Origin of the sequence: Pseudomonas lini (genome assembly GCF_030812475.1) — a bacterium.
Taxonomy (GTDB): Bacteria; Pseudomonadota; Gammaproteobacteria; order Pseudomonadales; family Pseudomonadaceae; genus Aquipseudomonas; species Aquipseudomonas lini_A.
Genome location: NZ_JAUSSR010000005.1, coordinates 16387 through 40381, shown reverse-complemented (window position 1 = coordinate 40381; position 23995 = coordinate 16387). Strand labels below are relative to the sequence as shown.

Genomic DNA, 23995 nt, shown 5'->3' with positions numbered 1-23995 from the left:
CGCAAGTCTCCTAGCGCATCACAAACGGATCAGGCATGGGTGCCTGGGACAGGTTGATCCACACCGTCTTGAGCTCGGTGTAGGCCAGCACCGAATCGATGCCGCTTTCGCGTCCATAGCCGCTGTTCTTGAAACCGCCGATCGGCGCCATGGCCGATACCGCGCGGTAGGTGTTGACCCAGATGATCCCGGAGCGCACGTCCCGGGCCAGACGATGGGCGCGGCCCAGGTCGCGGGTCCAGATGCCGGCGGCGAGGCCGAACTGCGAGTCGTTGGCGATCGCCAACGCTTCGGCTTCGTCCTTGAAACGAATGACCGAGGCCACCGGACCGAAGACTTCTTCCTGCATGATCTTCATCGAGTTGCGGTCGCACTCGAACAGGGTCGGCTCGTAGAACCAGCCTTCGCCCAGATTCTCTGGGCGCTTGCCGCCCAGGCGCAGGCGCGCACCTTCGGCGATGGCATCGGCCACCAGGCCTTCGACCACCGCCAGTTGCTGCGCGGTCGCCATCGGCCCCATTTCGCTGCTGTCTTCCTGGGGGTTGCCGATGCGGATGCGTTTGGCGCGTTCGACCAGGCGCTCGACGAACTCATCGTAGATCTCGTCCTGTACCAGCAGCCGTGAGCCGGACACACAGCTCTGACCGGAAGCGGCATAAATCCCGGCGATGGCGCCGTTGATCGCGCTGTCGAGGTCGGCGTCGGCAAAGATAATGTTCGGTGATTTGCCGCCCAGTTCCAGGGACAACTTGGCGAAGTTTTCAGCGCTGCTGCGCACCACATGCCGGGCCGTGGCCGCGCCGCCGGTGAAGGCAATCTTGCGCACCAGCGGGTGACGGGTGAGGGCCGCGCCGGTGCTTGGGCCGTAGCCGGTGACCACGTTGACCACACCCGGCGGGATGCCGGCTTCCAGTGCCAGGCGCGCCAGCTCGAGAATGGTTGCCGAGGCGTGCTCCGACGGTTTGATCACGATGGTATTGCCCGCGGCTAAAGCCGGGGCCAGTTTGATCGCGGTCAGGTACAGCGGACTGTTCCAGGGAATGATCGCGGCGACCACGCCCATGGCTTCGTGCACGGTGTAGGCAAACAGGTCCGGCTTGTCCAGGGGCAGAGTGCCGCCTTCAAGCTTGTCGGCCAGCCCGGCGGTGTAGTGGAAGAATTCCGGCAGGTAGCCGACCTGTCCGCGGGTTTCGCGGATCAGCTTGCCGTTGTCACGGCTTTCCAGCTGCGCCAGTTGTTCCTTGTTTTCAGCGATCAGGTCACCCAGGCGCCGCAGCAGTTTGCCCCGGGCGGTGGCGGTCAGGCCTCGCCAGGCCGGGCTGTCGAAAGCGCTCTGCGCAGCCTGCACGGCGCGCTCGACATCGGCTTCGTCGGCATCGGGCAGTTGCGCCCAGGGTTCGGCCAGGGCCGGGTTCAGGCTGTCAAAGGTCTTGCCGGACAGGGCATCGACCCATTCACCGCCGATGCACATCTGGAAGGAGGCGAGTGTCATGCAACGATCCCCTTAATCTGGTTTTGTCGGGCGTGCGCGTTGTCGAGGAATTCCAGCAGCAGCTGGTTGACCAGGCGCGGCGATTCTACCGGCATCATATGCCGCTGCTCGGCGAGCACGGCAACCGTGGCCCCGGGAATTCGCTCGGCCAGTTGCCGGGCCATTTCCGGTGTCGAGCCTGGATCCAGTTCACCAGTGGCGACCAGGGTCGGCACCTGGATGCTCGCCAGGTCCTCGGCGCGGTACATGTCCTGGGTGGCGAACAGCTCGTAGGTGGTCAGGTAACCCTGCGGGTCATTGTCGGCCAGGGTCTGGCGCAAGGCGGCGATCTGCGCCGGGTTGGCCGCCTGGTATTCGCGGCTGAACCAGCGCGATAGCGCGGCTTCGGCGTTGGCATCCGGGCCGTGCTCGGCGGCCTGGGCGGTGCGGGCGATGACGCCGGCACGCTGTTCGGCGCTGCGATTGAAAACGCTATTGAGCACCACCAGGCCTTGCAGGCGTTGCGGGTAATGCAAGGCAAACGCCCGTGCCACCAGCCCGCCCATGGAAAAGCCGATCACTGTCGCCTGGGGCAACTGCAGGTGGTCGAGCAGCTCCAGCAACTGGTCGGCATAGCCGAGCAGGGGCGTGCCGCTGGCCGGACGCGGGCTGGCGCCATGGCCGAGCATGTCGTAGGCGATCACGCGGTATTGGGTGGCCAGGCCAACGACCTGGCCGCCCCACATTTCTTTGTTCAGGCCCACGCCGTGGATCAAGACCACGGGCTGGCCTTGGCCGGTCGCCAGGTAACTGGTGCCAGCCGGGGTACGTTCAGCGGTGAGCCGAATCATGGAGCGCTCCTGCATGCCTTTTTGTTGTAGTTAGGCTGACCGGGATTACCGGGCCTTTTCGGCCGCCAGTTCTTCCAGGTCGATGTAACGGTTGCCGATGCGCGGGTGCAGGCGGCCGCCGTCGGCGCAACCCAGGACCACGACGATTTCGTCGGCGCGCGGTGCATCTTCGATTTTCATTTCCAGGGTGATGTAGTGCGAACGCAGGCCTTCGTCGTCCTTGTGCATCATCGGAATCTGGATCGAGGTGCCCGGGCCGCCGCGCTTGTTGGTAAAGCTCAGGTAGCTCTTGGCTTTCACCGCTTCGCGGTAATGGTTGCCGAAGCGCAGGGTGTGAATGACCGCCGAGGCATGCTCGATTTCGCCGTCGGCGCCGACCACGGCCGCCTTGCCATAGGCTTCGATCTTCTCCGCGCCACCGATGATGCCGACCAGACGCTCGACCATCATCGCGCCGAGGTCGGAGCAGTTCTCGCGGATCTGTGGCTTCAGGTCTTCGACAAAACCGTTGCCCACCCAAGGGTTCTTCATGACGACGGCCAGGCCGACCATGGTCACCGGTTTGTCAGCGGCCTTGCCGCCTTCGATGAAGGTTTCTTCGACGTAGCTGACGATCTTGCGGATTTCGAAACTCATGAGCTGCTCCGTAGGAGGTTTTGGGTGTCTGTGCGTCTGATGGTATACCATAATACCGGAAGCACAAGTCCCTCGAATGAGTTTCTGGTCGAACGGTTTGAAAAAAGGGGATTTCAATGAACGCCAGGCCGGCGAACGCCACCGACCCCATGTAGGAGCAGGCTTGCCGGCGAAGAGGGCGGCACATTCAGCAGAGGTGTTGGCTGACAGGCCGCTTTCGCCGGCAAGCCGGCTCCTACAGGGGATCTTTGGCGAACACCCGATCGACGTATGGCCGGAGTTACTGTGGGAGCGGCGGTGCGGCGTCCCGACTTGCCGGCGAAGAGGGCGGCACATTCAGCAGAGGTGTTGGCTGACAGGCCGCTTTCGCTGGCAAGTTGCTCCTATAGGGATATTCAGTGGACGCCAGATCGGTGTATGACACCGATCAACTGTGGGAGCGTGCTTGCCCGCGAAGGCGTTGTATCAGGATTCGCTTCCTTGTTTACCAGCACATTGCGGATGCTGTCCGCTACATTGCTGTCCTTGATCACGTCGTTCGGCCAGCCTCAAGCGGCAGGTTGCCACATTTGATTGAACCTGGAAAATCTTCGCATCGATCTTGCCTTCGTCGAGGGGCAAGCCAGTGATTTTTTTATAAATAAGCCGAGATTAAGTTAGTCATATATCACCTCGACGCAACTTAAGTTGTGGTCAATTTTGTCGGGGTTTGAAATCTCTTTTCTTTTTAGTACAACGCCCGGCTGAATCGGGGTGTTCAATGGCTGATCTTTAAGTGTGCTCAGGTCGATGAGCGCTGTGCTGGTTTGCGCGTTGACGGTTCTCAGGTACATTGTAAAATTATGAGCATAGGTAGGATGGCAACCGCCCGGTCTGCCGCTTCGTAAGTAACTCCAGAGTCTGATAGTAGCGGCTGAGCGCACGCCGTCAAGTTTAATGTAGCGAATCTTGCTGACGGGGCAAGGACGAACCCCAGGCCCTCCACCGGCGTAATAACTAATTTCAAACATTTGTTCTGTTGCGTTGACGCCGCAAAGACTAATTTTATCATCGAAAACGAATGATATTCTTCCAGCATTTGTCTCGGCTTTGCTTTCTTCACCCGCCAATGATGGCATTGCCTGCAACAGCAGAGTGGATAAAAATGTATTGAAAGCAAATGATCTTAAATAATTCATGAGTGGCCTCGATAACAGGAATGTACAGGTCTAGCGAGTTGGCTGAGTCGTGATGCCGGCCGCGACTTGACGCGAGCGGCATCATTGGTTGTGCGAATCAAGTACAATTGGAGTGGGCGGTGGGCGATCGATGTTTCTTTTACAAACATTCATAAGTGAGCGTGGTTATTTATCCAGCTCTATCCTGATTTTCCAGATCCAATGACTATAGGGCGTATTTCCCACACCGTCATACCTAAGCCCGGGAAAGTAGGGCTTTCCGACCGCGGCACCCATCAGTTCCCTGTACGTCATGATTTCGGTGCTGACCTTGTCCTTGATGGTTCTGAGGTTAATGGCCCACGGGGCGTCGAGATTACTATGTGTGGTAATTCTAATCGAAACGGCTGAGCGAACCCCCACAAACCTGAAGGGGGTATCGATTGAAAATTCTTTGCAGTTTTTGTCGACGTGTCCATCCCTCATATTATATATGGTTTCTTTAATTGCGAGATGACACTTTCCATCACTGAAAAGCTCCAGGTGTCCAGCGTCAGGGTCGGAGCTGATATCTGGAGAGGCTAGTACTTGTCCTGCCATCAACAGACTCCATGCGAATATCACGCTGTGACCCCAGGCCTTGGTGATCTTCATCGGCTGCTCTCCTTGATAAATTGCACATGCGGCTCGTAATTCGAGCCCAATTGAAGACAACCATAGTGTGTTTTTCATGGTTGTAAACCTAGCAGTTCTGCTAGGTAGGCAAAGCCAGAATTCAGGCGTAAAAATGCTTCGGTTAAGGCATTTTATTTAGGGGGAATGAATAATTTCTTTGCTGTGGCACCGGGATCGGATTATCAAAGCAAGTATCAAGAACCTCCACGCGTTTTTTCTATAATTGTATGGGTGAATGTCATTTCTTTCTGGCTCGCTCTGTAGATCAGAGTTCACGTTAATTACGAATACGATCCGCTGAGCAACCTGGCCACCGGCCAGTCCGCCGAGAATCTCTACCGCGAAATAATCCCGTGATCGATCGCATACTTCACCAGTGCCGCCGGTTTATCGATGTTGAGTTTGCGCCGGATGCTCAGGCGATGGGTTTCCACGGTGCGCACACTGATATCCAGCTCGCGAGCCATTTCCTTGTTGTTCAGGCCTTGGGCCATTTTGTACAGCACCTGACTTTCGCGGGGCGTCAGTTCGTTGTCGGTGCTTTTATCTGCGATCAGTCGTTGGGCGATTTCGGCGCTGTAGAAGGTGCCGCCACTGGCGATGGCTTCGATTGCCGCGATGATTTCCCTGGACGGCGAGTTCTTCAGCACATAGCCGCTGGCCCCGGCGCGCACGGACTCGCTCACGTACTCGTTGTTGTCGTACATGCTCAGCATCAGCACCTTGAGCGACGGGTATTGGTTGCGCAGTACCCGGGTCAGTTCCAGCCCGTTCATGTCCTTGAGGCCGATGTCGACCAGCAACAGGTCCGGCTGGCAGCGGCCGACCATCTCGATCGCGTCCGCGCCGTTCTCGGCTTCGCCCACCACTTCCAAGGGGGCCATCACCGCCAGTAGCGCCTTGATCCCGTCGCGGACCAGGGCGTGATCGTCGACCAGGGCGACGCGGATCGGGTAAGGCAGGTTCATTGCAGGCATTCACTCTTGTTGTTGGGACGACTCAGCGTTGTGCGCCGGGCATTTTCATCGGCAGCAGCACGTCCAGTTCACTTCTTCCCGGCATCGAGGTCAGGGCGAACTGGCCGCCGAAATGTTCGACGCGTTCGCGGATATTACGCAGGCCGATGCCGGCGTGGCGACGTTCGACCTGGGTGACGTTGAAGCCGATACCGTCATCGACCACCGTCAGGCGCACGCCGTCTTCGGAGCCGTGCAGGGTAATGGAAACGTTGCGGGCCCGGGCGTGGCGTTCGATGTTGGTCAGGCCTTCCTGGACGATGCGAAACAGCGAGACCGCGGCGCCGTCGACCAGGTTGCAGGCGAATTCGTTGTCGTCGTAGGTGACCACCAGGCCGCTGCGCTGCTCGAATTCGGCGGCCAGTTGACCAATCGCGGCCGGCAGACCGAGGGTGTCGAGCAAGGATGAGCGCAGGTCGTGGGACAGGCTGCGAACTTCGCCGATTGCATCCCCCAGGCGTTGCGTGGCTTCTCTGAGGATGTCCAGGCCCTTGTCTTGTCCCTGGCCGTTCTCGAGCACATGGCTGGCCAGTTCGAACTGGAACTTGATGGAGACCAGGACCTGGCTGATGCCGTCGTGCAGTTCACGGGAGACCCGGGATCGCTCTTCTTCCTGCAGGCTGACGATGCGCTGGGTCAGGCGCTGCAGTTTCTTGTCGGCCAGCCGGTGTTCGCTGACGTTGAGGGTCATGCCGCTGGCGAACACGAACAGCACCGCCACCAGGGCCACGGCGGCAATCGCCAGCATGGTCTTGCGGATGCCCATGGCCACTTCGTCTCGTGCCTGTTGGGTGGCGCGTTCGACGTCTTCCAGATAGATGCCGGTGCCGAGCATCCAGCCCCAGCGATCCAGCATGACCACGTAGGCGAGCTTGTCGGTGACCTGGCCTGAGGAGGGTTTGTTCCAGGCGTAGCGCTGGAAGCCTTCGCCCGATTGCGCCGTGGTGAGCAAGGCCTGGATCACCGGCAGGCCGTGGGGATCTTTCATGTCCCACAAGTCTTTGCCGACCAGATCGGACTGGCGCGCGTGCATCAGGCTGCGGCCTTCGCGGTCGTAAACGAAGAAATAGCCGTTGACGCCAAAGCTGAGCTTGCGCAGTTCTTCCAGCACTTGCTGCTGGGCGCGCGCGTCACCGTGGCCGTCGTCGTAGAGCGGGTCGATCAGGCTTTGCGCCATGTCGACGTAGTTTTTCAGTTCGGCGCGCTTGCTGGCCAGGATGCTGTCTTCGATCAGCTGCGCCTGTTGATCGCCCAGTTGACGGTTCAGGGAGATGACCAGGACGCAGATGACGGCGATCGCCAGTACCAGCGGCAGGATGCCAAGCGCGACGATTTTGTGTTTGAGCTGCATCTGGGCTCCTGACCGGGCCGAAGGCGGGCGATGACGCTGATACTGTAGGAGCGAGCCTGCTCGCGATGGTCGTCAACGAAAACGCGTGCTTACCGGGTATACGCGGTGTTCTGAAGTCCATCGCGAGCGAGCTCGCTCCTACAGTTCCTGGGCGGGCATCATATGCCAAGGAGTGCGGGTCCAGTAGCGGTGGTGGACGGAATGACCTGCTGGTGGGATGTCAGTCAGTTGGAATGCTGAACCCTCAGTAGGAGCTGGCTTGCCAGCGAAAGCGGTGTGTCAGTCGCCATTGGTGTCGAATGTGCCGCCGTCTTCGCTGGCAAGCCAGCTCCTACAGGGGATTTGTGTTTCTCCGATAGATCGGGGTGTCTACGTAGAACTACGTAGAGGGCGCGTACGTAGTAACGCGGATTTATTTGTGGACGGCATGCGCGGATATTGGGCCAGCTCCGCTTCGCGGACACAATTATAAAAATTACCGCCGCAGCCACTGGCTGTCGGCAGGAGACACGCTATGCCCCGTCTGGCTAAACACCTCGCCTGGTTTGCCGTGGCTGTCCTGGGAGCGTTCGCGCTGAGTGTCGTGGCCCTGCGCCGCGGCGAAGCGATCAACGCCCTCTGGATCGTAGTCGCAGCAGTCGCCATCTACCTCGTTGCCTACCGCTACTACAGCCTGTTCATCGCCAATAAAGTGATGCAGCTCGACCCCAATCGCGCTACGCCCGCCGTGCTCAACAATGACGGCCTGGACTTCGTGCCGACCAACAAACACGTGCTCTTCGGTCACCATTTCGCGGCGATTGCCGGCGCAGGTCCCCTGGTCGGTCCGGTCCTGGCCGCACAGATGGGCTATCTGCCCGGCACGCTGTGGCTGATCGCCGGGGTGGTGCTGGCTGGCGCGGTGCAGGACTTCATGGTCCTGTTCCTGTCGACCCGGCGCAACGGTCGTTCCCTGGGCGACATGGTCCGCGAAGAAATGGGCCGCATCCCCGGCACCATCGCCTTGTTCGGCTGCTTCCTGATCATGATCATCATCCTCGCGGTGCTGGCGCTGATCGTGGTCAAGGCCCTGGCCGAAAGCCCGTGGGGCATGTTCACGGTGATGGCAACCATCCCGATCGCGATGTTCATGGGCATCTACATGCGCTACATCCGTCCGGGCCGCATCGGTGAAATCTCGGTGATCGGTGTCGCGCTGCTGCTCGGTTCGATCTGGCTCGGCGGGCAGATTGCCGCCGATCCGGTCTGGGCCAAGGCCTTCAGCTTCACCGGTGTGCAGATCACCTGGATGCTGATCGGCTACGGTTTCGTCGCGGCGGTGTTGCCGGTGTGGCTGATCCTGGCACCGCGTGACTACCTGTCGACCTTCCTCAAGATCGGTACCATCGTCGCCCTGGCGATCGGCATCCTGGTCACCATGCCCGAGCTGAAAATGCCGGCCCTGACCCAGTTCATCGACGGCACGGGCCCGGTGTGGAAGGGCGGTCTGTTCCCGTTCCTGTTCATCACCATTGCCTGTGGCGCGGTGTCGGGTTTCCACGCGCTGATCGCTTCGGGCACCACGCCCAAGTTGCTGGCCAGTGAAGGCCATGCCCGTTACATCGGTTATGGCGGCATGTTGATGGAGTCCTTCGTGGCGATTATGGCGATGGTGGCCGCTTCGGTGATCGAGCCGGGTGTGTACTTCGCCATGAACAGCCCGGCGGCGATCGTTGGCTCCGATGCTGTAACGGTGGCGCAGACCGTCAGCAGCTGGGGTTTTGCGATTACTCCGGAAGCCCTGCAAGCGGTGGCCAAGGACATCGGTGAAACCACCATCCTGGCCCGTGCCGGTGGTGCGCCGACCCTGGCGGTGGGTATTGCACAGATCCTGCACAGTGTCCTGCCGGGTGAAAACACCATGGCGTTCTGGTACCACTTCGCGATCCTGTTCGAAGCATTGTTCATCCTCACCGCAGTGGACGCCGGTACCCGTGCCGGTCGCTTCATGCTCCAGGATTTGCTCGGCTCCTTCGTGCCAGCGCTGAAACGCACCGAGTCCTGGACCGCCAACCTGATCGCCACCGCCGGTTGCGTGGCGATGTGGGGTTACCTGCTGTACCAAGGGGTGATCGATCCGCTGGGGGGCATCAACACCTTGTGGCCGCTGTTCGGTATCTCCAACCAGATGCTGGCCGGGATCGCGCTGATGCTGGCGACCGTGGTGCTGATCAAGATGAAGCGTCAACGCTACGTCTGGGTCACCATGTTGCCCGCGGTGTGGCTGCTGATCTGCACCACCACCGCCGGCTTCATCAAGCTGTTCGACGCCAACCCGGCGATCGGCTTCCTGGCGCTGGCGAAGAAATACAGCGATGCCCTGGCCAACGGTCAGGTGCTGGCACCGGCCAAGAACATCGACCAGATGCAGCACGTGATCTACAACGCCTACACCAATGCCACGCTGACGGCGTTGTTCCTGTTGGTGGTGTTCAGCATCCTGTTCTTTGCGCTCAAGGTCGGTATTGCCGCCTGGGGCACCAAGGAACGCACGGATAAAGAAGCACCGTTCCAGGCCGTGCCGGATGCGTGATCGAGGAGTGCAGCATGTTCAATGACCTGAGTCGCCTGGGTAAATACCTCGGTCAGGCCGCGCGCCTGATGGTTGGCATGCCCGACTACGACAACTACGTCGAGCACATGCAGAACAAACACCCGGACAAACCGGTGATGGACTACGAAATGTTTTTTCGCGAACGGCAGGAAGCCCGATACGGCAGCAAGAGCGGGCCGAAGTGTTGTTGATGGTCGACAAGGTTCTTTATTGAACTTGTTTTAATACGCTGCATCGAAAACGCCGCTCATTGAGCGGCGTTTTTCGTTTGCGCCAGATAAAAAAGTTCGCAACTAAACATATAGCCGCTCTATATCTCTCGTCATTGTCGACATCCTGTTGACGCCAAATATTTGTGCTGTTCGATTGCATCTAAAAGCGATTGACCCTAGTGCAAAACAGTTGTGCACGTCATTGAAGTGTCAGCCATAAATAAAAGCGAGTTCAGTCAAATCAATCGCTAAGCGGTTCTGCGAGCCAGCGGATAAGGAAGCGACAGAAAACTGACAATCATTAAGGCAGTCCTATCCCCCTATAAGTCGGTGATACATCATGATCAAGATCATGGCGTGCTTTCTCATAGGAGCTCTAACTGCAGGATGCAACGGTATCGTTAAGCCCGACCTTTCAAGGGCTACCAGCGATTCATACTTTCTAGTCTTCTCAGGCTTCCCTCTGCCCTATGTCTATATGGCTTCGGCGGTGCAATGGAACGAGGACTACGCCGTCACCACCCGCCACACTCCGTTGCTCTCCAACGTGAAGTACAGCTGCAGCACAGGTTGCGATCTGGTGTTCTTCCAGCACAAGGCTAATGGTCGCTACCCGTCCTGGCGTGCGCCGCGAGTGGGCGAGCACATCACGGCCGTAGGGGGCAGTCCTTATATGATGACCACTGTCGGTAAGGGCAAGGTGTATCAAACGCCTTTTATCAATACCAGTGAACACAGCGGCGATCTGTACGCTATCCATGATGCCCCGTTGATCAAGGGCATGTCGGGTGGGCCGGTGGTCGCCAGCGACGGCAGTGTCATCGGCATCAATGTCGGCTTCTATTCCACCACATTGAACGATGTAAGCGCCCATCCCGGGGTCAATACCGCCGAGAGGATGAGCATCTTCGTGCCTTACTCGATCATTCTGCGCGAGTGGGGGATGTTGCAGGCGAAGCTTGATAATCCGCACGGCACGAAATACGTCTCGAAGTAGGGGGTAACGCTGCTCATTGTAGGAGCGAGCTTGCTCCGGGCGGCGTTCCGACGATGGTCGCCAACGATAACGCGTGTTTGCTGAATAACACGCGGTGTTTTGTAATCCATCGCGAGCAAGCTCGCTCCTACAAAAGCCACCTGTCACCAGTGTCGACTGAGGCCTGATCGCGTCGCGGGGATGAATTCGAGCGTTTGCAGATTCAGCAAGGTGAAGTGTCCGCGCTCCTGCAGCCAGCCGCCGGTGTCGATGTGGTAGACATTGCCCAGGATGACGGGTTGAGGCAGGGGTGTATGACCTGCAACCACAGCGCGCACTCCGGACACGCCGCAGGGGTTGCTGTCGGTGATGCGCCGGCGTGACCACTGCAAGGTCGTGGCGATCTGTGCCACCTCCATTGCGGAGCCGGACAGTGCGTCAGTCATGTCTTGCCAACTGCCTGGTGGGATATCCGCATGCACGATGCCGATCAGGCCTTGTGACGTTTCGACTTCAATCACCAAAGGCAACTCAGCGAGGATGTCCGCGTAACGGGCTTGCTCGGCGCCCGACAGGCCGTAGAACCAGGCGCCACCATTGGCAACGTGCAGGCCGCGTTCAACGCCGGTGCGGCCGGCGGCGTGAGAATCGATGGTCATCTGCTCATGGTTGCCCCGCACGGCATGGAACCAGGGCTTGCGCAGCAGCCATTGATCGACGTCCAGTGTTTGCGGTCCGCGGTCGACCAGATCGCCTACGCTGAACAGGCGGTCGATAGACGGGTTGAATCCGGCAGCATCGAGTGCCGTCTGCAGTCGGGCGAAGTGGCCGTGAATGTCGCCCACGGCCAGGTCGCGGCCGACAGGATTGGCGGCGAAGCGCTGCACCTCTCGGGTTTCGAACATGGGAATGCCTTGCCCACCCTCATACCGGCGGGCTGGTAGTCCGTTGAGTTCAGGCCAGGAAGCGGTGGTCGACAGCGCAGGGTGTCGATGCCGGTCTGGCTGGCGAACAGCAAGCCATCAGGTTACCCGACACCGATCACGCAGAGTCAGAAGCTGATGGCTTGTCCGGGATTGTTGTCCTGCGCGCCAGCGATGAGGTGCAAGGGAATGTGTTGCTGTTCATCGATGGATGAGACTTCAAAACCTCCCACCACCTGGGGCTGTCGCTCGCACACTTCGGTCGACTCTCCTGCCAGTATTTTAGCCATTCTTGCGTGATTCGCGGCGATTTCATTGAGAGTTGACATGGTACATCCCCCGGGTGACTGACCAAGCGTATCGCTGGAGTCCTTGAACATTGATTTTAGTGCTGCCGCGTCAGAATTACGTCGATCTGGGGCTGCTACGACCGGCCTTTGCAATCCTTGAGCCAGAGAGGGTTAGGTAATTGACGCTAAACCTAGCATAGGCGACGAATGGTGAGTTTGCGTTGAAAAGTGCCTTCTAGAACCGATACTCGGCTGGAACCTGGCGGGCGATGAAGGCCTGCATGTGTTCAAAAAAGCGGGTCTGCAGTTTCGACGTCGGCCCCTGGACCGGCAGCAGCATGCTGAAATCCATTTCAATCGCCGGCTCGAACGCCCTGAACACCACGCCACTGCCGCGGTACTCCACCGCGCTGATGGCGTCGACCAGCGCGACCCCCAGCCCTTGTTCGACGAAGGTGCACATCGGCAGCGACAGTTGGGTTTCCAGGCGCAGTTCGCGTTCGACCCCGTACGCGGCAAATATCGAGTCAATGTGCTGGCGCGAGCCGATGGATTGCGGATAGGAAATGAACGTCTCGCCTTGCAGATCCTCGGGATGGATCGTGGCCTTTCCCTGCAACCGATGGTTCGCCGGCAGGGCGCAGAGCATGCGGGTGGCCAGGAGTTTTTCTGCACGGGGGCTGGGGTAGGTGTTGGGCAGGACAATGATGCCCAGGTCGCAGCGCTGGCCGACCACCAGGTCGACGATCTCGCGCGATGAATGCACCACCAGCGAAATCTGCACTTGATCATGCTCAGCCATGAACGCCGCAATGGCTCGCGGCAGGAAGGAAAGGCCCATGGCCGGGGCGCAGGCGATGTGCAGAGAACCGCGCTTGAGGCTGCGAATCTCCTGCGCCGTTCGGGCAATGCGTTCGACCCCGAGCAACGAGCGCTGTACTTCCTGGTACAGCGTCATGGCTTCGGCGGTGGGTTGCAGGCGGCCCTTGATCCGGTCGAACAAACTGAAGCCGATGTCCTCCTCGAGGCTGGCAATCAGTCGGGTCGCTGCCGGTTGCGAGATGTGCAGCATCTCGGCGGCACGGGTGACGGTCTGGCCGAGGATGACCGCGCGAAAGGCCTCCAGCTGACGAAGATTCATGGCGGGGATCCCTGGTTTATATCCATAACGAAAAGACATGACCTTGCCAAAATAAAGCATTTTTCAAGCCGCTGTCAGCTCTCTAGGATCACCTGCATCAAGATCATTCAGGCGTAGTGCCTGCGCTGCAGACGATTGCGCGGCGTTGAAAGAGCGGCAGTGCAACTCATGCATAAAACTGATGTGATGATCGTAGGGGGTGGTTTGGTGGGGCTGTCCATCGCCTATGGCCTGGCCCTGCTCGGTCACCAGGTCAGCGTCCTGGACGAGGGCGATGACGCCCATCGGGCGGCGCGTGGCAACTTCGGCCTGCTGTGGGTTCAGGGTAAAGGCTATGGGATGAGTCGCTATGCGCAGTGGACCCGGGATTCGGTGGCGCTGTGGCCACGTTTCGCCGCTGCGTTGCACGCCGACAGCGGCATTGACCTGCATCTGCGTCAGCCTGGCGGATTCCAGCTGTGCCTGAGCGAACAGGAGATGGCCGAGGAAAGCCGTCGATTGCTCTGGTTGCGCGACGCGATGCACGGTGACTATCCGTTCGAACTGCTGGATGCGGCGCAACTGCGCGCTCGCTTGCCGGGTGTGGGGCCGACGGTAGTGGGCGGCTGTTACTCGCCCATGGACGGCCAGGTCAATCCGTTGAAATTGTTGCGTTCGCTGTACGCCGCCTGTCAGGCGCGCGGGGTCAGGATCATCAATGGCCAGCGGGTCAGCGCCATTGGCCAGCGCGGCCCGGGCTTCGAACTGGATACCGGTGAGCAGCGCTGGTACGCCGGGCAGCTGGTGTTGGCCGCCGGGCTCGGCAATCGCGAACTGGGTGCGCAATTGGGCATGGACGTGCCGGTGAGCCCCAATCGTGGGCAGATTCTGGTGACCGAGCGCCTCAAGCCCTTCCTGCATTACCCCACCACCTATGTGCGCCAGACCGACGAAGGCACGGTGCAACTGGGCGATTCCCATGAGTCGGCGGGGTTCGACGACGGTACCAGCAGCGAAGTGATGGCTGGCATCGCCCGGCGCGCCGTGCAGTGCTTTCCCCGGCTGGGGCAGGTCCGTCTGGTTCGGGCCTGGGGCGCGCTGCGGGTGCTGAGCGCCGACGGCTTTCCGATTTACGAAGCTTCGCAGGCCTGCCCGGGGGCGGTGGTGGTCAGTTGCCACAGCGGCGTGACCCTGGCGGCGATTCACGCCTTGCGCCTGGCGCCATGGATTGCCGGTGAATATGACGAGCCGGCCGTGGCGCCTTTCAGTCTGCAGCGCTTCAAGCGCAAACCTGAGGTGCGCCATGCCGGCTGACAGCTTGTTCCGGGCGCTGGGCCCGGCGGAAAAAACCGTGCGGATCGAATTCGAAGGCGCGTCGTTTTCGGTGCCCGCAGGCATTTCCCTGGCCGCGGCCTTGCTGCTCAGCGGCGTTACTCACACCCGCGACAGTGCAGTCAGCGGCAGGCCCGGCGCGCCGTTCTGCATGATGGGCGTGTGTTTCGAGTGTCTGGTCGAGGTGGACGGGCTGGCCAACTGTCAGGCGTGCCTGCTGCCCGTTCGCGCGGGTATGCGTGTGCTGCGCCAGCGCGGGGCCCGGGATCTTCTGGACAGTGGCCACGACGAGGAGGGCGCTGATGAATAAGCCAACAGTCGATCTGATTGTGCTCGGCGCCGGCCCTGCTGGCATGAGCGCCGCGCTTGAGGCCACACGCCACGGCCTGTCGGTGGTGGTGCTGGATGAACAGGGCAGCCCCGGTGGGCAAATCTATCGCAACATCCAGCAGGCCGATGCCCGCAGCCGCCGCGTATTGGGCGATGACTATGGGGCGGGTGCGGAGCTTGTCGACAGATTCCTGCGCTGCGGGGCCCGTTACCTGGGCAACGCTGCCATCTGGCAGGTCACGCCACAGCGACAGGTGCATTACCTGATCGATGGCCGCGCTGAAGTCCTGCAAGGGCATCATGTGTTGATCGCCACCGGTGCGTTCGAACGGCCGATGCCCATTCCGGGCTGGACCTTGCCTGGGGTCATGACCGCCGGCGCCGGGCAGATCCTGCTCAAAAGCGCCGCAATGGTGCCGCAAGGGCCAGTAGTGCTGGCTGGCTGCGGCCCCTTGTTGTATCTGCTGGCGGTGCAGTACCTGCGAGCCGGCATCGCCATCGAAGCGCTGGTGGACACCAGTGGCCGCGGCGATCTTGCGCGAGCCTGGCGCAAAATTCCTGGCGCCTTGCGCGGCTGGCGAGACCTGCTCAAGGGCGTGCACTTGCTGGTCGAATTGAAACGCGCCGGGGTCAGGCATTTCCGTGATGCCCGGGATTTGCGGATCGAAGGCCCGGTGCAGGCGAGCGCCTTGAGTTTCGACAGTGACGATCGACGCTGGACTATTCCCGCCTCGCTGATTCTGCTGCATCAAGGCGTGGTACCGAACACCCAGATCAGTTGGTCGTTGCGCCTGGAACATGACTGGAGCGAACAGCAACTGTGCTGGAGCGCGCGCCGCGACAGCCAGGGCGAATCCAGTCTGCCGGGCATTTTTATCGCCGGCGACAGTGGCGCTATCGGCGGTGCGCAGGTGGCGCTGCTCGAAGGCCGACTGGCCGGGCTGGGGATTGCTGCCCGCTCGAAAAGACTCGATGCACAACGGTTGCAGCAACTCGCCGACCCTTACCGAAAGGCCCTGCGGCGCCAGCGTGCTGCGCGGCCGCTGATCGACGCGTTATACCGCCCCCGACAGCAAAACCGCGTTCCCGCCGACGAGGTGATTGTCTGTCGCTGCGAAGACGTCAGCGCCGGCGCGATTCGCCAACACGTCGCCCTTGGTTGCCTGGGGCCCAATCAGACCAAGGCGTTCGGTCGCTGCGGCATGGGGCCTTGCCAGGGGCGCCTGTGTGGCTTGAGCGTCACTGAAATCATTGCCGAGCAGCGCAATGTCTCGCCCGCGGAGGTCGGGTACTACCGCATTCGCTCGCCACTCAAACCCATCACCCTTGCCCAATTGTCCACTGAGACACCTCTCACCCAGGAGCCTGTATGAGCCTTATTCAACGCATCGAAAGCAATCCACGCCTGAGCCGCAGCGTCGTGCACAACGGCGTGGCCTGGCTCAGCGGCATCGTCGCCGCCGACTGCAGCCAGGACATCCGTGGCCAGACGCGCCAGGTGCTGCAACGGCTCGATGAGCTGCTGGAAGTCTCCGGCAGCGACAAGAGCCGGCTGCTCAGCGTGCAGATCTGGATGAAAGACATGGGGGCCGACTTCGCCGGCATGAACGAAACCTGGAGCGCCTGGGTCGATGCCGGGCAAACGCCGGCACGGGCCACCGCGCAAGTGATGTTCGATGATCCGCAGATCCTGTTGGAGTTAATCGTCACTGCCGCCGTCTGAGGTACCCCATAGCGCCGGGTGGATGCCGGGCGCTACGACGGAGCAGGCGGCCGACAGAGCCGTCATCTCCTTGTTCACATTGCCGCTGCCATAACGGACGCCTTCTTTTTGGAGCGCCCGACATAAACAACATCGCATCTGGAGCCATGAATGAACGTAAAAAACACCGTATTGAAAATGGGCCTGATCTCGTTGCTGGCGTTCGGCGCCAACCTGCAGGCGGCAGAGCAACCTCTGCGCCTGGGCATTGAGGCGGCTTACCCGCCATTCGCATCGAAAACGCCGGACAACACCATCGTCGGCTTCGACTACGACATCGGCCAGGCACTGTGCGCCGAGATGAAAGTCCAGTGCGTGTGGCAGGAACAGGAGTTCGACGGACTGATTCCCGCGCTCAAGGTGAAAAAAGTCGATGCGGTGATTTCATCGATGTCCATGACCCCGGAGCGGATGAAATCGGTCGATTTCAGCAATCGCTATTACCGCATTCCGGCGCGCCTGGTGTTCAAGAAAGGCAGCGGCATCAGTGAGATTCCGGCCCAGCTCAAAGGCAAGCGCATCGGGGTGCAGCGCGCGACCAACTTCGATCGCTACGTCACAGAGAAATTCGCCCCGGCCGGTGCCGAAGTGGTGCGCTACGGCTCGCAGAATGAAATTTTCCTCGACCTGCTTGGCGGACGTCTCGATGCGACCATGGCCAGTTCGGTGGTGATCGATGAAAGCCTGTTGAAACGGCCGCAAGGGCAAGACTTCGAGTTCGTCGGCCCGAATTTCACCGAAGAGCAGTTCTTCGGCAGCGGCATCGGCATCGCCGTGCGCAAGAACGATCCGCTGGCGGGTCGCTTCAATCAGGCACTGGCGACCATTCGGGCCAACGGCACCTACGACACCATTCGCCAGAAGTACTTTGATTTCGATATCTACGGCGAGTAAGCGGCGAGGTCATCACGGCACGCATGCTTGGGCATGCGGCCGTTTTCCAGTCGCGGGGAGTCGAGCTGCATACCAGGGCGGGTCAGATGCAGCCATCACCATTGATCTGGTCCATCGGGTCGATCACCTGGGCGCTCTGGTTGCGAACGTTGCCAATCGCGCGGTCCACCTTGAACCACTCGAAGGCCACGGTCGGCTCGCCTTGAAACAGCGCCATGTGCTCGGCGCGCTCCATGGGCGTGGTGGGCTCCAGCCATTCCCGGGCCAGTTCCGGCGATAAGGTCACGGGCCGCCGGTCGTGGATGTCCACCATGCCGCCGGCGCTGTCGGCGGTGATGATGACGAAGCCGTCGTGCTCGCCCGGCTCATGCTCGGCGTTGGGGTACTGGCCGATCGCGGCGCAGAGGATCGGCGTCCGGTCACGGTGACGGATCAGGTAGGGCTGCTTCTTCGGCCCGCCTTCATCGACCCATTCAAACCAGTTGTCGATGGCGATGATCGCCCGGCGCGGCCAGATCGCTTTGAAGAACGGACCATGGGCGACCTTCTCGACCCGGGCGTTGATTGGCGCGGCGCGGTCCTTGGCCCAGTGCGGACGCCAGCCCCAGCGCACCATATCGGCGCGCAAAAACTGGCCTTCCTGGTGAAAGAGGGCGAGTTGAGTGGTCGGCGCGGCGTTATAACGCGCCAACGGCTGGTCGCCGGCATAGTTGATCAGGGCGTTGGGAATGGCGAGCGCCGCGACGAAATCGTGAATGCCTCGATACTGGGAAAGACGTCCGCACATGGTGTGTTCTCCGGCTATGACTTCAGCGTAGCCGAGGCGAGAGACTCGAGGCGTGACGATCGGGCGAGGGTGGGGCGACGGGCTGCAGATTCAGGAAATGAAGCGTCGCCCGCCGCTGAAACTGTCAGGACGCAGTGTCCACCGCTAGGCCACCCTTCCTCGTCGGCACATCATGCAGGGATATCCTTGAAGTCTCCGGCAACGCCAAACCACCGGCCAGGGCGAGCAACGCGACCGCCATCAGGTAGAACGCCGGCGACAGGTTGCTGCCGGTGCTGCTGATCAGCCACGTCGCCACGAGCGGCGCGGTGCCGCCGAACAGGGTGTAGGCCATGTTGTAGGTGATCGCCGACGCGGTATAGCGAGTACGGGTGGGGAACGTTTCCGAGAGCAGAGCCGCGGTGACCACGCCACACAACACCGCGCCGATCGCCAACAGCATCACGCCGACAATGGAAGCGGCGAACGATCCGGAACTGGCCATCAGGAATGAGGGATACACCGCCACGATCAACAGCGCGCAGGCGGTCATCACCGTTGCCCGACGCCCGACCCGGTCCGAATACAGCCCGGCCAGCGGGCAGATCGCCGCGGCGAAGATCAAGGCAATCAGCGACACCAGCAATGCCGCGGCGCGACTCAGGCCGCCCGCGACTTGCAGGTAGGTGGCAAAGTAGGTGGTGAACATATAGAACGATAGCGCCGTCAGCGACACGAAGGCCCCCAGGCAGCAGATCGCCGCGCCATGGTTGCGCAAGGTCTCCTTGAGCGGGGAGTGTGCCACCGCATGTTCCTCGGTCACCGCCTGGAAAGCGGGGGTTTCATCCAGCTTCCAGCGCAGGTAAAGACCCACCAGTCCCAGCGGCGCGGCAATCAGGAACGGCAGGCGCCAGCCCCAGCTACCCATGGCGTCGGCCGATAATGAGGCCTCGAGTGCGTAAGCCACCACGGCGGCTGCGGCGAAGGCGGAAAAGGTCGAGACCGGAATGAAGCTGCCATACCAGGCCCTTTTATCATGGGGCGCATGCTCCATCAGATAGGCGCACGCACCGGCGTATTCGCCCCCGGCAGAAAAACCCTGGGCGCAACGGATGACGGTCAAAAGGATCGGCGCCATGACCCCGATGGCGGCATAAGTGGGCAACACCCCGATCAAGGTCGTCGCACCGGCCATCAGCAGGATGGTCATGGCCAGGGTTCTCTTGCGCCCGATCCTGTCGCCGAGCATGCCGAAGAAAATCCCGCCCAGCGGCCGGAAGGCAAAAGCCACGGCGAATACCGCGAAGGTCTTCAGCAAGGCTACGCTGGCGTCGCCGCTGGGAAAAAATTGCTGGGCAATGGTGGTCGCGAGAAAACCGTAGACGGCGAAGTCGAACCACTCGACGAAATTACCGATGCCGGCGGCGACAATGACTTTTCTCAGTGTTTGCGGGCTGACCTGAGCTGCGCTTGTCATGCTGGACCCCTCGACATTCCATTAGTAGGCTTTTGATTATCGGGGCAGCGATTGGAACGGCTCACTTCAAAAGTGTCATCCGCGTAGTCATGACCGACTCATTGCGGTTGGGATACGCATGATTTGTGCCAAGGGAAGCCCCGATTGCGCGGTCGACTTCGTGTCCTCGCAGGGGTTACGAGACGGTCGCAGCGTGACGATAGGCCGTTCTGGACGCATGGTGCGCGGTGCGCACCAGCAACAGCACAGCGCCAATCACCGGCAGGCTCACCAGCATCAGTGCGTAACGCAGCGATTCCTGGCCAAACAGCGGCAACAGCATGTCGCTGAACAACCCGGTTATCAGTGGCCCGATGCCGACCCCGAGCAGGGTACTGACGATGGTCTGCAGGGCCATGGCGGTGCCGCGCCGATTTACCGGCACCAGTTGGGTGACGAGGTTATAGGACGGGGCGATCCACCACACGGCAAAGAAGGAATAGAGCGCGGCCCAGAGCATTGCGGTCGGAACAGGTACATCGCCCACGCGCACCAGCAGGGCATCGGACCAAAGCAGATAAGGGGTCAGCGCGGCAAGGGCCGCCAGATGGCCCAACACGGGAATGGAAATCTGCCAGTGTGGATGGCGGCGGCACAGGCGGTCACTCAACCAGCCACTCAACAGGCCACCGATCCCGGCCGAGATACCGCAGATCACCCCGACCAGCAGCCCGGCGTGTTGCAGTGACAGGCCGTGGGAGCGCACCAGGAAGCTGGTGTTCCACATGCCGATGGCGTAGGAGCTGAGCGTGACCAGGCCGCCCGCGAGGATCAGGCACCGGTAAGCCGGCAACGCCCACAGCTTGCGGGCTTCGGCACCCATGCCCAGCAGTGGAGAGGGCGAGTGGGCGTGGGGCGCGAGGTCCCAACGGCCACGCTGCGGGTCGCGCACGAAAAAGGTCAGGACCGCGCAAAACACCAGGGCCGGCATGCCAATGGCGATAAACCCGCTGCGCCAGCCGTAGTGTTCCACCACCCAGGCCCCGAGACTCAAACCGATGATCGAGGAAAACGTCGGTGCCGCGGTAAAACAACTGATTGCGAATGAGCGTCGTTGTGGGGGATACAGGTCCGCGATCAACGACAGCGAGGCCGAGGTCGTCGGCGATTCACTGACCGCCACCAGCATGCGCGCGACGGCCAGCGCAAGGAAGCTGCCGGCCAGGCCGCAGGCCATTGTCGCCACGGCCCAGAGCAGGCACGACATGGCCAGCAGACGGGTGCGCGGCAGGCGGTCTACCAGCCGTCCCGCCGGCAGGCCCAAGAGTGCGTACACCGCCGCGAACGCCAGGCCGGAGATCAACCCGATGGCGGTATCGCTGACCCCGAATTCGGCTTTGATCGGTTCGATCATCACCGCGAGTATCTGTCGTCCGACGAAGTTGTCGGCAAACACCATGGCCAGCAGCATCAGCAAACCGTGGCTCCCCCATCCAACCCTGGCCGGGGGCAGCATGCCCGAGGCCACGTTCATCGCGGTGCCCAGAGATCCGGCAAGCCGGGGTCACTCACGACAATCAGGCGCTTGAGCAATACCTTCAAGGCTTGTGCATCGGCGGCGCCGAGCTTGGCCGAGAGGTCCTCTTCCACCGCCTTGGCCAGCGCCAGCTGATGCAACGACACCTCGCGACCCTGGGCGGTGAGGACGAAACGCAGTGACTCTGGCGAGCCCTCGAACGCCACCAGGCGCTGGTTTTCGAGAAAACGCATGCTGGCCAGCGTGACTTCACGACCGGTGTAGTTGACGAAGGTATTGATTTCCTCAAGGTTCAGGTTGTCGCGGATACACAAGATCGACAGGATAAAAAACGCCTGTTCGTCCAGGTGCTGGTTACTCAGCATCTGCCGCAAGGCATTGAGGACCTGGTAGTGTCCGCGCCCCAAAAGGTAGCCGAGCAGGTCCTCGGTGTAACTGCACTCGGGGGGCGGCGGCGTGGTGGCCAGGCGCAGTTCGCTGCGTGGCTTGCGGGTCGCCAATGCGTATTGGCCACTCTGGAATGCCAGCGGCGCGCGGTCGCTGTGATCGAAGGCGAGGACTTCACCGACAAAAATCACGTGGTCGCCGCCTTCATACTGGAAGGCGGTGCGGCATTGAAAACGTGCCGTGCAGTCTTGCAGCAGCGGCGCCCCGCTGACGCCATTGTCCAGCTTGATTTCAGAAAACTTGTCCTCGCCCTGGGTGGCGAAACGTCCCGACAGTGCTTCCTGTTCGGTGGACAACACGTGCACGTTCCAGTGTTTGCCGCTGGTGAAGACTGGCAAGCTGCGAGCCTGCTTGGACAGGCTCCAGAGCACCATCGGCGGATTGAGCGACACCGAGTTGAAACTGTTGGCCGTGATACCCACGGGTGAGCCGTCTTCGGTCTGGGTGGTAATGATGGTGACCCCGGTGGTAAAGGTGCCGAGTGCGGCACGAAAAGCCTGGGGATCGAAACTGACGTTTTGCATTGCCATGACTGGCCTCATGGGGTGGGATTTTCGTAGGGCCAGTATTGGTCGCATCATGCGGTTCAACATCGTCTCAACGGACTAACAGATTTGCTCGCTACTCGTCCGATCGGACGAGGCGTCGCGCGGGGTGTAAGGCTAGGGTGGCGGCAAGCGCATCGGGCGCTTCCCGGCCATTGGGCCAGTACCAGCAAGGGGACACGAATGAGTTCAGTCATATCATCCGTCCAAGGGCTCACCAATCTGTTATCCCGGCAAAAAAGCGCATTCGCCAGCGCCGGTGCGGTGAGCGCCGACACCCGCCGACGCCGACTCCAGCAAGTCATCGATCTGTTGGTGCGCCACCATGGCGTGTTGACCGAGGCGATCGACCTGGATTTCGGCGGTCGGCCTGCCGGTTTCTCGTTGATGAATGACGTGCTCGGCGCCCTGGCCTCGCTCAAATATGCGCGTGACCATCTGCAGGACTGGATGCAGGATGATCCACGTGCGCCTTTTGCGCCCTACGATCAGCTCGGCGCCAAGGCGTGGGTGATGCACCAGCCCAAGGGCACGGTGGGCATTCTCGGTACATGGAACGCGCCTTTGTTCACCTTGTTCAGCCCCTTGGCCTCGGTGCTGGCCGCGGGCAACCGGGCCATCCTCAAGCCGTCGGACGTGGTACCGCGGACGGCCGAGTTGGTGGCGCAGCTGTTCGCTGAGCACCTCGACCCGCTGGAGATCGGCGTCGTCACCGGCGACGTGGAACTGGCCGAAGCCTTCAGCGCCCAACCGTTTGACCACTTGGTGTACACCGGCAGTACCGCGACGGGGCGGCTGGTCATGCGCAACGCCGCACTCAACCTGGTACCGGTGACGCTGGAGCTGGGCGGCAAGTCGCCGGTCATCGTCTCCGCCAGCGCCGACCTTAAAAAAGCCGCTTTCAGCATCGCCGTGGGTAAAGCCTGCAATGGCGGGCAAATCTGCATCAGTCCGGATCTGGTGTACGTGCCCAAGGCGCTGCTGGAACCCTTCCTTGAAGCCCTGCGCGCCATCTATAGCGAACTCAATCCTGCGGTGGCCGGCAACCCGGACGTGGTGGCGGTGGTCAACCAGCGGCACCTGGACCGGGTCGAAGATTACGTACTGGACGCCCAGGCCCGCGGCGCACGCGTCGAGTGCCTGCCCGAACCCTTGGCGCCGAATGCCGAGGACCGACGCCGGCCCCTGCGCGTGGTGGTCGACCCGGCGCCGGACAGTGTGATCATGCGTGAAGAAATCTTCGGCCCCGCCATGGTCGTGCTCACCTATGAACACCTCGACCAGGTCATTGACGATATCAATGGTCGTCCCCGCCCGCTGGCGCTGTATTACTTCGGCAAAGACCCCGAACAGCAGCGCTACGTGCTGGAACGTACCGTGTCCGGCGGGGTGACCGTCAACGATGTGATGATGCACGCGGCGATGCACGATGCGCCGTTTGGCGGAGTCGGCGCTTCGGGCATGGGCCATTACCATGGTCACGAAGGGTTTCTCGAGTTCAGCCACCAGCGCACGGTGTTCAAGGCGCCGGAGCATGACCCGCGCCGCGAATGGGGGCTCTTGCCGCCGTATGGCGAACACTTTTTGGCGGCCATGCTGGCCAATGTGACCTCATAAAAATAATCGACAGGGCGCAACAATCGCTATGAAAACCA

At 61.0% G+C, this 23995-nt stretch carries 23 protein-coding genes; 9 read left to right on the top strand and 14 right to left on the bottom strand.

Translation table 11 applies throughout. The features are described from left to right. Positions 1-10 precede the first annotated feature (10 nt). From J2W17_RS10915 to J2W17_RS10885, 7 genes are all read right to left on the bottom strand, one after another. Positions 11-1492 carry an aldehyde dehydrogenase gene (locus J2W17_RS10915; protein ID WP_307333432.1) on the bottom strand — a complete coding sequence of 494 codons (1482 nt, stop codon included), beginning with the start codon at positions 1490-1492 and terminating at the stop codon, positions 11-13. Continuing rightward, positions 1489-2322 (bottom strand): alpha/beta fold hydrolase, encoded by an 834-nt coding sequence (locus tag J2W17_RS10910; protein ID WP_307333430.1) that lies wholly within the window; start codon positions 2320-2322, stop codon positions 1489-1491. Before J2W17_RS10910 ends, J2W17_RS10915 begins: the two co-directional genes overlap by 4 nt. 45 nt (positions 2323-2367) lie before the next feature. Then, a complete protein-coding gene (locus J2W17_RS10905) occupies positions 2368-2958 on the bottom strand; it encodes an amino acid synthesis family protein (protein ID WP_307333428.1) in 591 nt (196 codons plus the stop codon). Between the two features lie 656 nt (positions 2959-3614). Continuing rightward, a complete protein-coding gene (locus J2W17_RS10900) occupies positions 3615-4136 on the bottom strand; it encodes a hypothetical protein (RefSeq protein ID WP_307333427.1) in 522 nt (173 codons plus the stop codon). A 165-nt stretch (positions 4137-4301) separates the two neighbouring features. Then, positions 4302-4769 carry a hypothetical protein gene (locus J2W17_RS10895; RefSeq protein WP_307333425.1) on the bottom strand — a complete coding sequence of 156 codons (468 nt, stop codon included), beginning with the start codon at positions 4767-4769 and terminating at the stop codon, positions 4302-4304. Between the two features lie 356 nt (positions 4770-5125). Next, complete coding sequence (locus J2W17_RS10890) at positions 5126-5758, bottom strand: response regulator (RefSeq protein ID WP_307333423.1); 633 nt, start codon at positions 5756-5758, stop codon at positions 5126-5128. A gap of 31 nt (positions 5759-5789) precedes the next feature. Beyond that, the gene (locus J2W17_RS10885; protein ID WP_307333420.1) at positions 5790-7157 is read right to left on the bottom strand and encodes a cache domain-containing protein; all 1368 of its coding nucleotides are present in this window, start codon (positions 7155-7157) and stop codon (positions 5790-5792) included. Positions 7158-7671: 514 nt separating this feature from the next. On the opposite strand from J2W17_RS10885, the gene J2W17_RS10880 reads away from it, so the two are divergent. The 3 genes from J2W17_RS10880 to J2W17_RS10870 all read left to right on the top strand — a co-directional run bounded on the left by J2W17_RS10880 (position 7672) and on the right by J2W17_RS10870 (position 10959). Continuing rightward, a complete protein-coding gene (locus J2W17_RS10880) occupies positions 7672-9729 on the top strand; it encodes a carbon starvation CstA family protein (protein WP_307333418.1) in 2058 nt (685 codons plus the stop codon). A 14-nt stretch (positions 9730-9743) separates the two neighbouring features. Further along, positions 9744-9941, top strand: a complete 198-nt coding sequence (locus J2W17_RS10875; protein ID WP_064677253.1) for a YbdD/YjiX family protein — start codon at positions 9744-9746, stop codon at positions 9939-9941. A 361-nt stretch (positions 9942-10302) separates the two neighbouring features. Next, positions 10303-10959, top strand: coding sequence for a trypsin-like peptidase domain-containing protein (locus J2W17_RS10870; RefSeq protein ID WP_307333415.1), 657 nt, complete (start codon positions 10303-10305; stop codon positions 10957-10959). Positions 10960-11102: 143 nt separating this feature from the next. On the opposite strand, the gene J2W17_RS10865 is transcribed toward J2W17_RS10870, so the two are convergent. The 3 genes from J2W17_RS10865 to J2W17_RS10855 all read right to left on the bottom strand — a co-directional run bounded on the left by J2W17_RS10865 (position 11103) and on the right by J2W17_RS10855 (position 13292). Next, positions 11103-11843 carry a metallophosphoesterase gene (locus J2W17_RS10865; RefSeq protein ID WP_307333413.1) on the bottom strand — a complete coding sequence of 247 codons (741 nt, stop codon included), beginning with the start codon at positions 11841-11843 and terminating at the stop codon, positions 11103-11105. A gap of 146 nt (positions 11844-11989) precedes the next feature. After that, entirely contained in the window at positions 11990-12190 is a 201-nt protein-coding gene (locus tag J2W17_RS10860; RefSeq protein ID WP_307333411.1) for a hypothetical protein, read from the bottom strand. Positions 12191-12386: 196 nt separating this feature from the next. Beyond that, positions 12387-13292, bottom strand: coding sequence for a LysR substrate-binding domain-containing protein (locus J2W17_RS10855; protein WP_307333409.1), 906 nt, complete (start codon positions 13290-13292; stop codon positions 12387-12389). A gap of 168 nt (positions 13293-13460) precedes the next feature. Between J2W17_RS10855 and J2W17_RS10850 the strand changes: the two genes are divergently transcribed. The 5 genes from J2W17_RS10850 to J2W17_RS10830 all read left to right on the top strand — a co-directional run bounded on the left by J2W17_RS10850 (position 13461) and on the right by J2W17_RS10830 (position 17589). Beyond that, positions 13461-14585 carry an NAD(P)/FAD-dependent oxidoreductase gene (locus J2W17_RS10850; RefSeq protein WP_307333407.1) on the top strand — a complete coding sequence of 375 codons (1125 nt, stop codon included), beginning with the start codon at positions 13461-13463 and terminating at the stop codon, positions 14583-14585. Then, positions 14575-14913 (top strand): (2Fe-2S)-binding protein, encoded by a 339-nt coding sequence (locus tag J2W17_RS10845; RefSeq protein WP_307333405.1) that lies wholly within the window; start codon positions 14575-14577, stop codon positions 14911-14913. Before J2W17_RS10850 ends, J2W17_RS10845 begins: the two co-directional genes overlap by 11 nt. Further along, complete coding sequence (locus J2W17_RS10840) at positions 14906-16306, top strand: NAD(P)/FAD-dependent oxidoreductase (protein WP_307333403.1); 1401 nt, start codon at positions 14906-14908, stop codon at positions 16304-16306. The genes J2W17_RS10845 and J2W17_RS10840 overlap by 8 nt, the downstream gene beginning before the upstream one ends. Next, the gene (locus J2W17_RS10835) at positions 16303-16656 is read left to right on the top strand and encodes a RidA family protein (protein ID WP_307333401.1); all 354 of its coding nucleotides are present in this window, start codon (positions 16303-16305) and stop codon (positions 16654-16656) included. Before J2W17_RS10840 ends, J2W17_RS10835 begins: the two co-directional genes overlap by 4 nt. Positions 16657-16806: 150 nt before the next feature. Beyond that, positions 16807-17589: an ABC transporter substrate-binding protein gene (locus tag J2W17_RS10830; RefSeq protein ID WP_373459974.1), complete on the top strand. Its 783-nt coding sequence runs from the start codon at positions 16807-16809 to the stop codon at positions 17587-17589. Between the two features lie 82 nt (positions 17590-17671). Here the strand turns inward: J2W17_RS10830 and J2W17_RS10825 are convergent, their stop codons facing one another. The 4 genes from J2W17_RS10825 to J2W17_RS10810 all read right to left on the bottom strand — a co-directional run bounded on the left by J2W17_RS10825 (position 17672) and on the right by J2W17_RS10810 (position 22325). Continuing rightward, a complete protein-coding gene (locus J2W17_RS10825; RefSeq protein ID WP_307333400.1) occupies positions 17672-18376 on the bottom strand; it encodes an SOS response-associated peptidase family protein in 705 nt (234 codons plus the stop codon). A gap of 124 nt (positions 18377-18500) precedes the next feature. After that, positions 18501-19832 carry an MFS transporter gene (locus tag J2W17_RS10820; protein WP_307333398.1) on the bottom strand — a complete coding sequence of 444 codons (1332 nt, stop codon included), beginning with the start codon at positions 19830-19832 and terminating at the stop codon, positions 18501-18503. 175 nt (positions 19833-20007) lie between these two features. Then, a complete protein-coding gene (locus tag J2W17_RS10815; RefSeq protein WP_307333396.1) occupies positions 20008-21345 on the bottom strand; it encodes a spinster family MFS transporter in 1338 nt (445 codons plus the stop codon). Next, the gene (locus J2W17_RS10810; protein WP_307333394.1) at positions 21342-22325 is read right to left on the bottom strand and encodes a flavin reductase family protein; all 984 of its coding nucleotides are present in this window, start codon (positions 22323-22325) and stop codon (positions 21342-21344) included. The genes J2W17_RS10815 and J2W17_RS10810 overlap by 4 nt, the downstream gene beginning before the upstream one ends. Positions 22326-22523: 198 nt before the next feature. On the opposite strand from J2W17_RS10810, the gene J2W17_RS10805 reads away from it, so the two are divergent. Next, positions 22524-23957, top strand: a complete 1434-nt coding sequence (locus tag J2W17_RS10805) for a coniferyl aldehyde dehydrogenase (protein WP_307333392.1) — start codon at positions 22524-22526, stop codon at positions 23955-23957. The last annotated feature ends 38 nt before the right edge of the window (positions 23958-23995 follow it).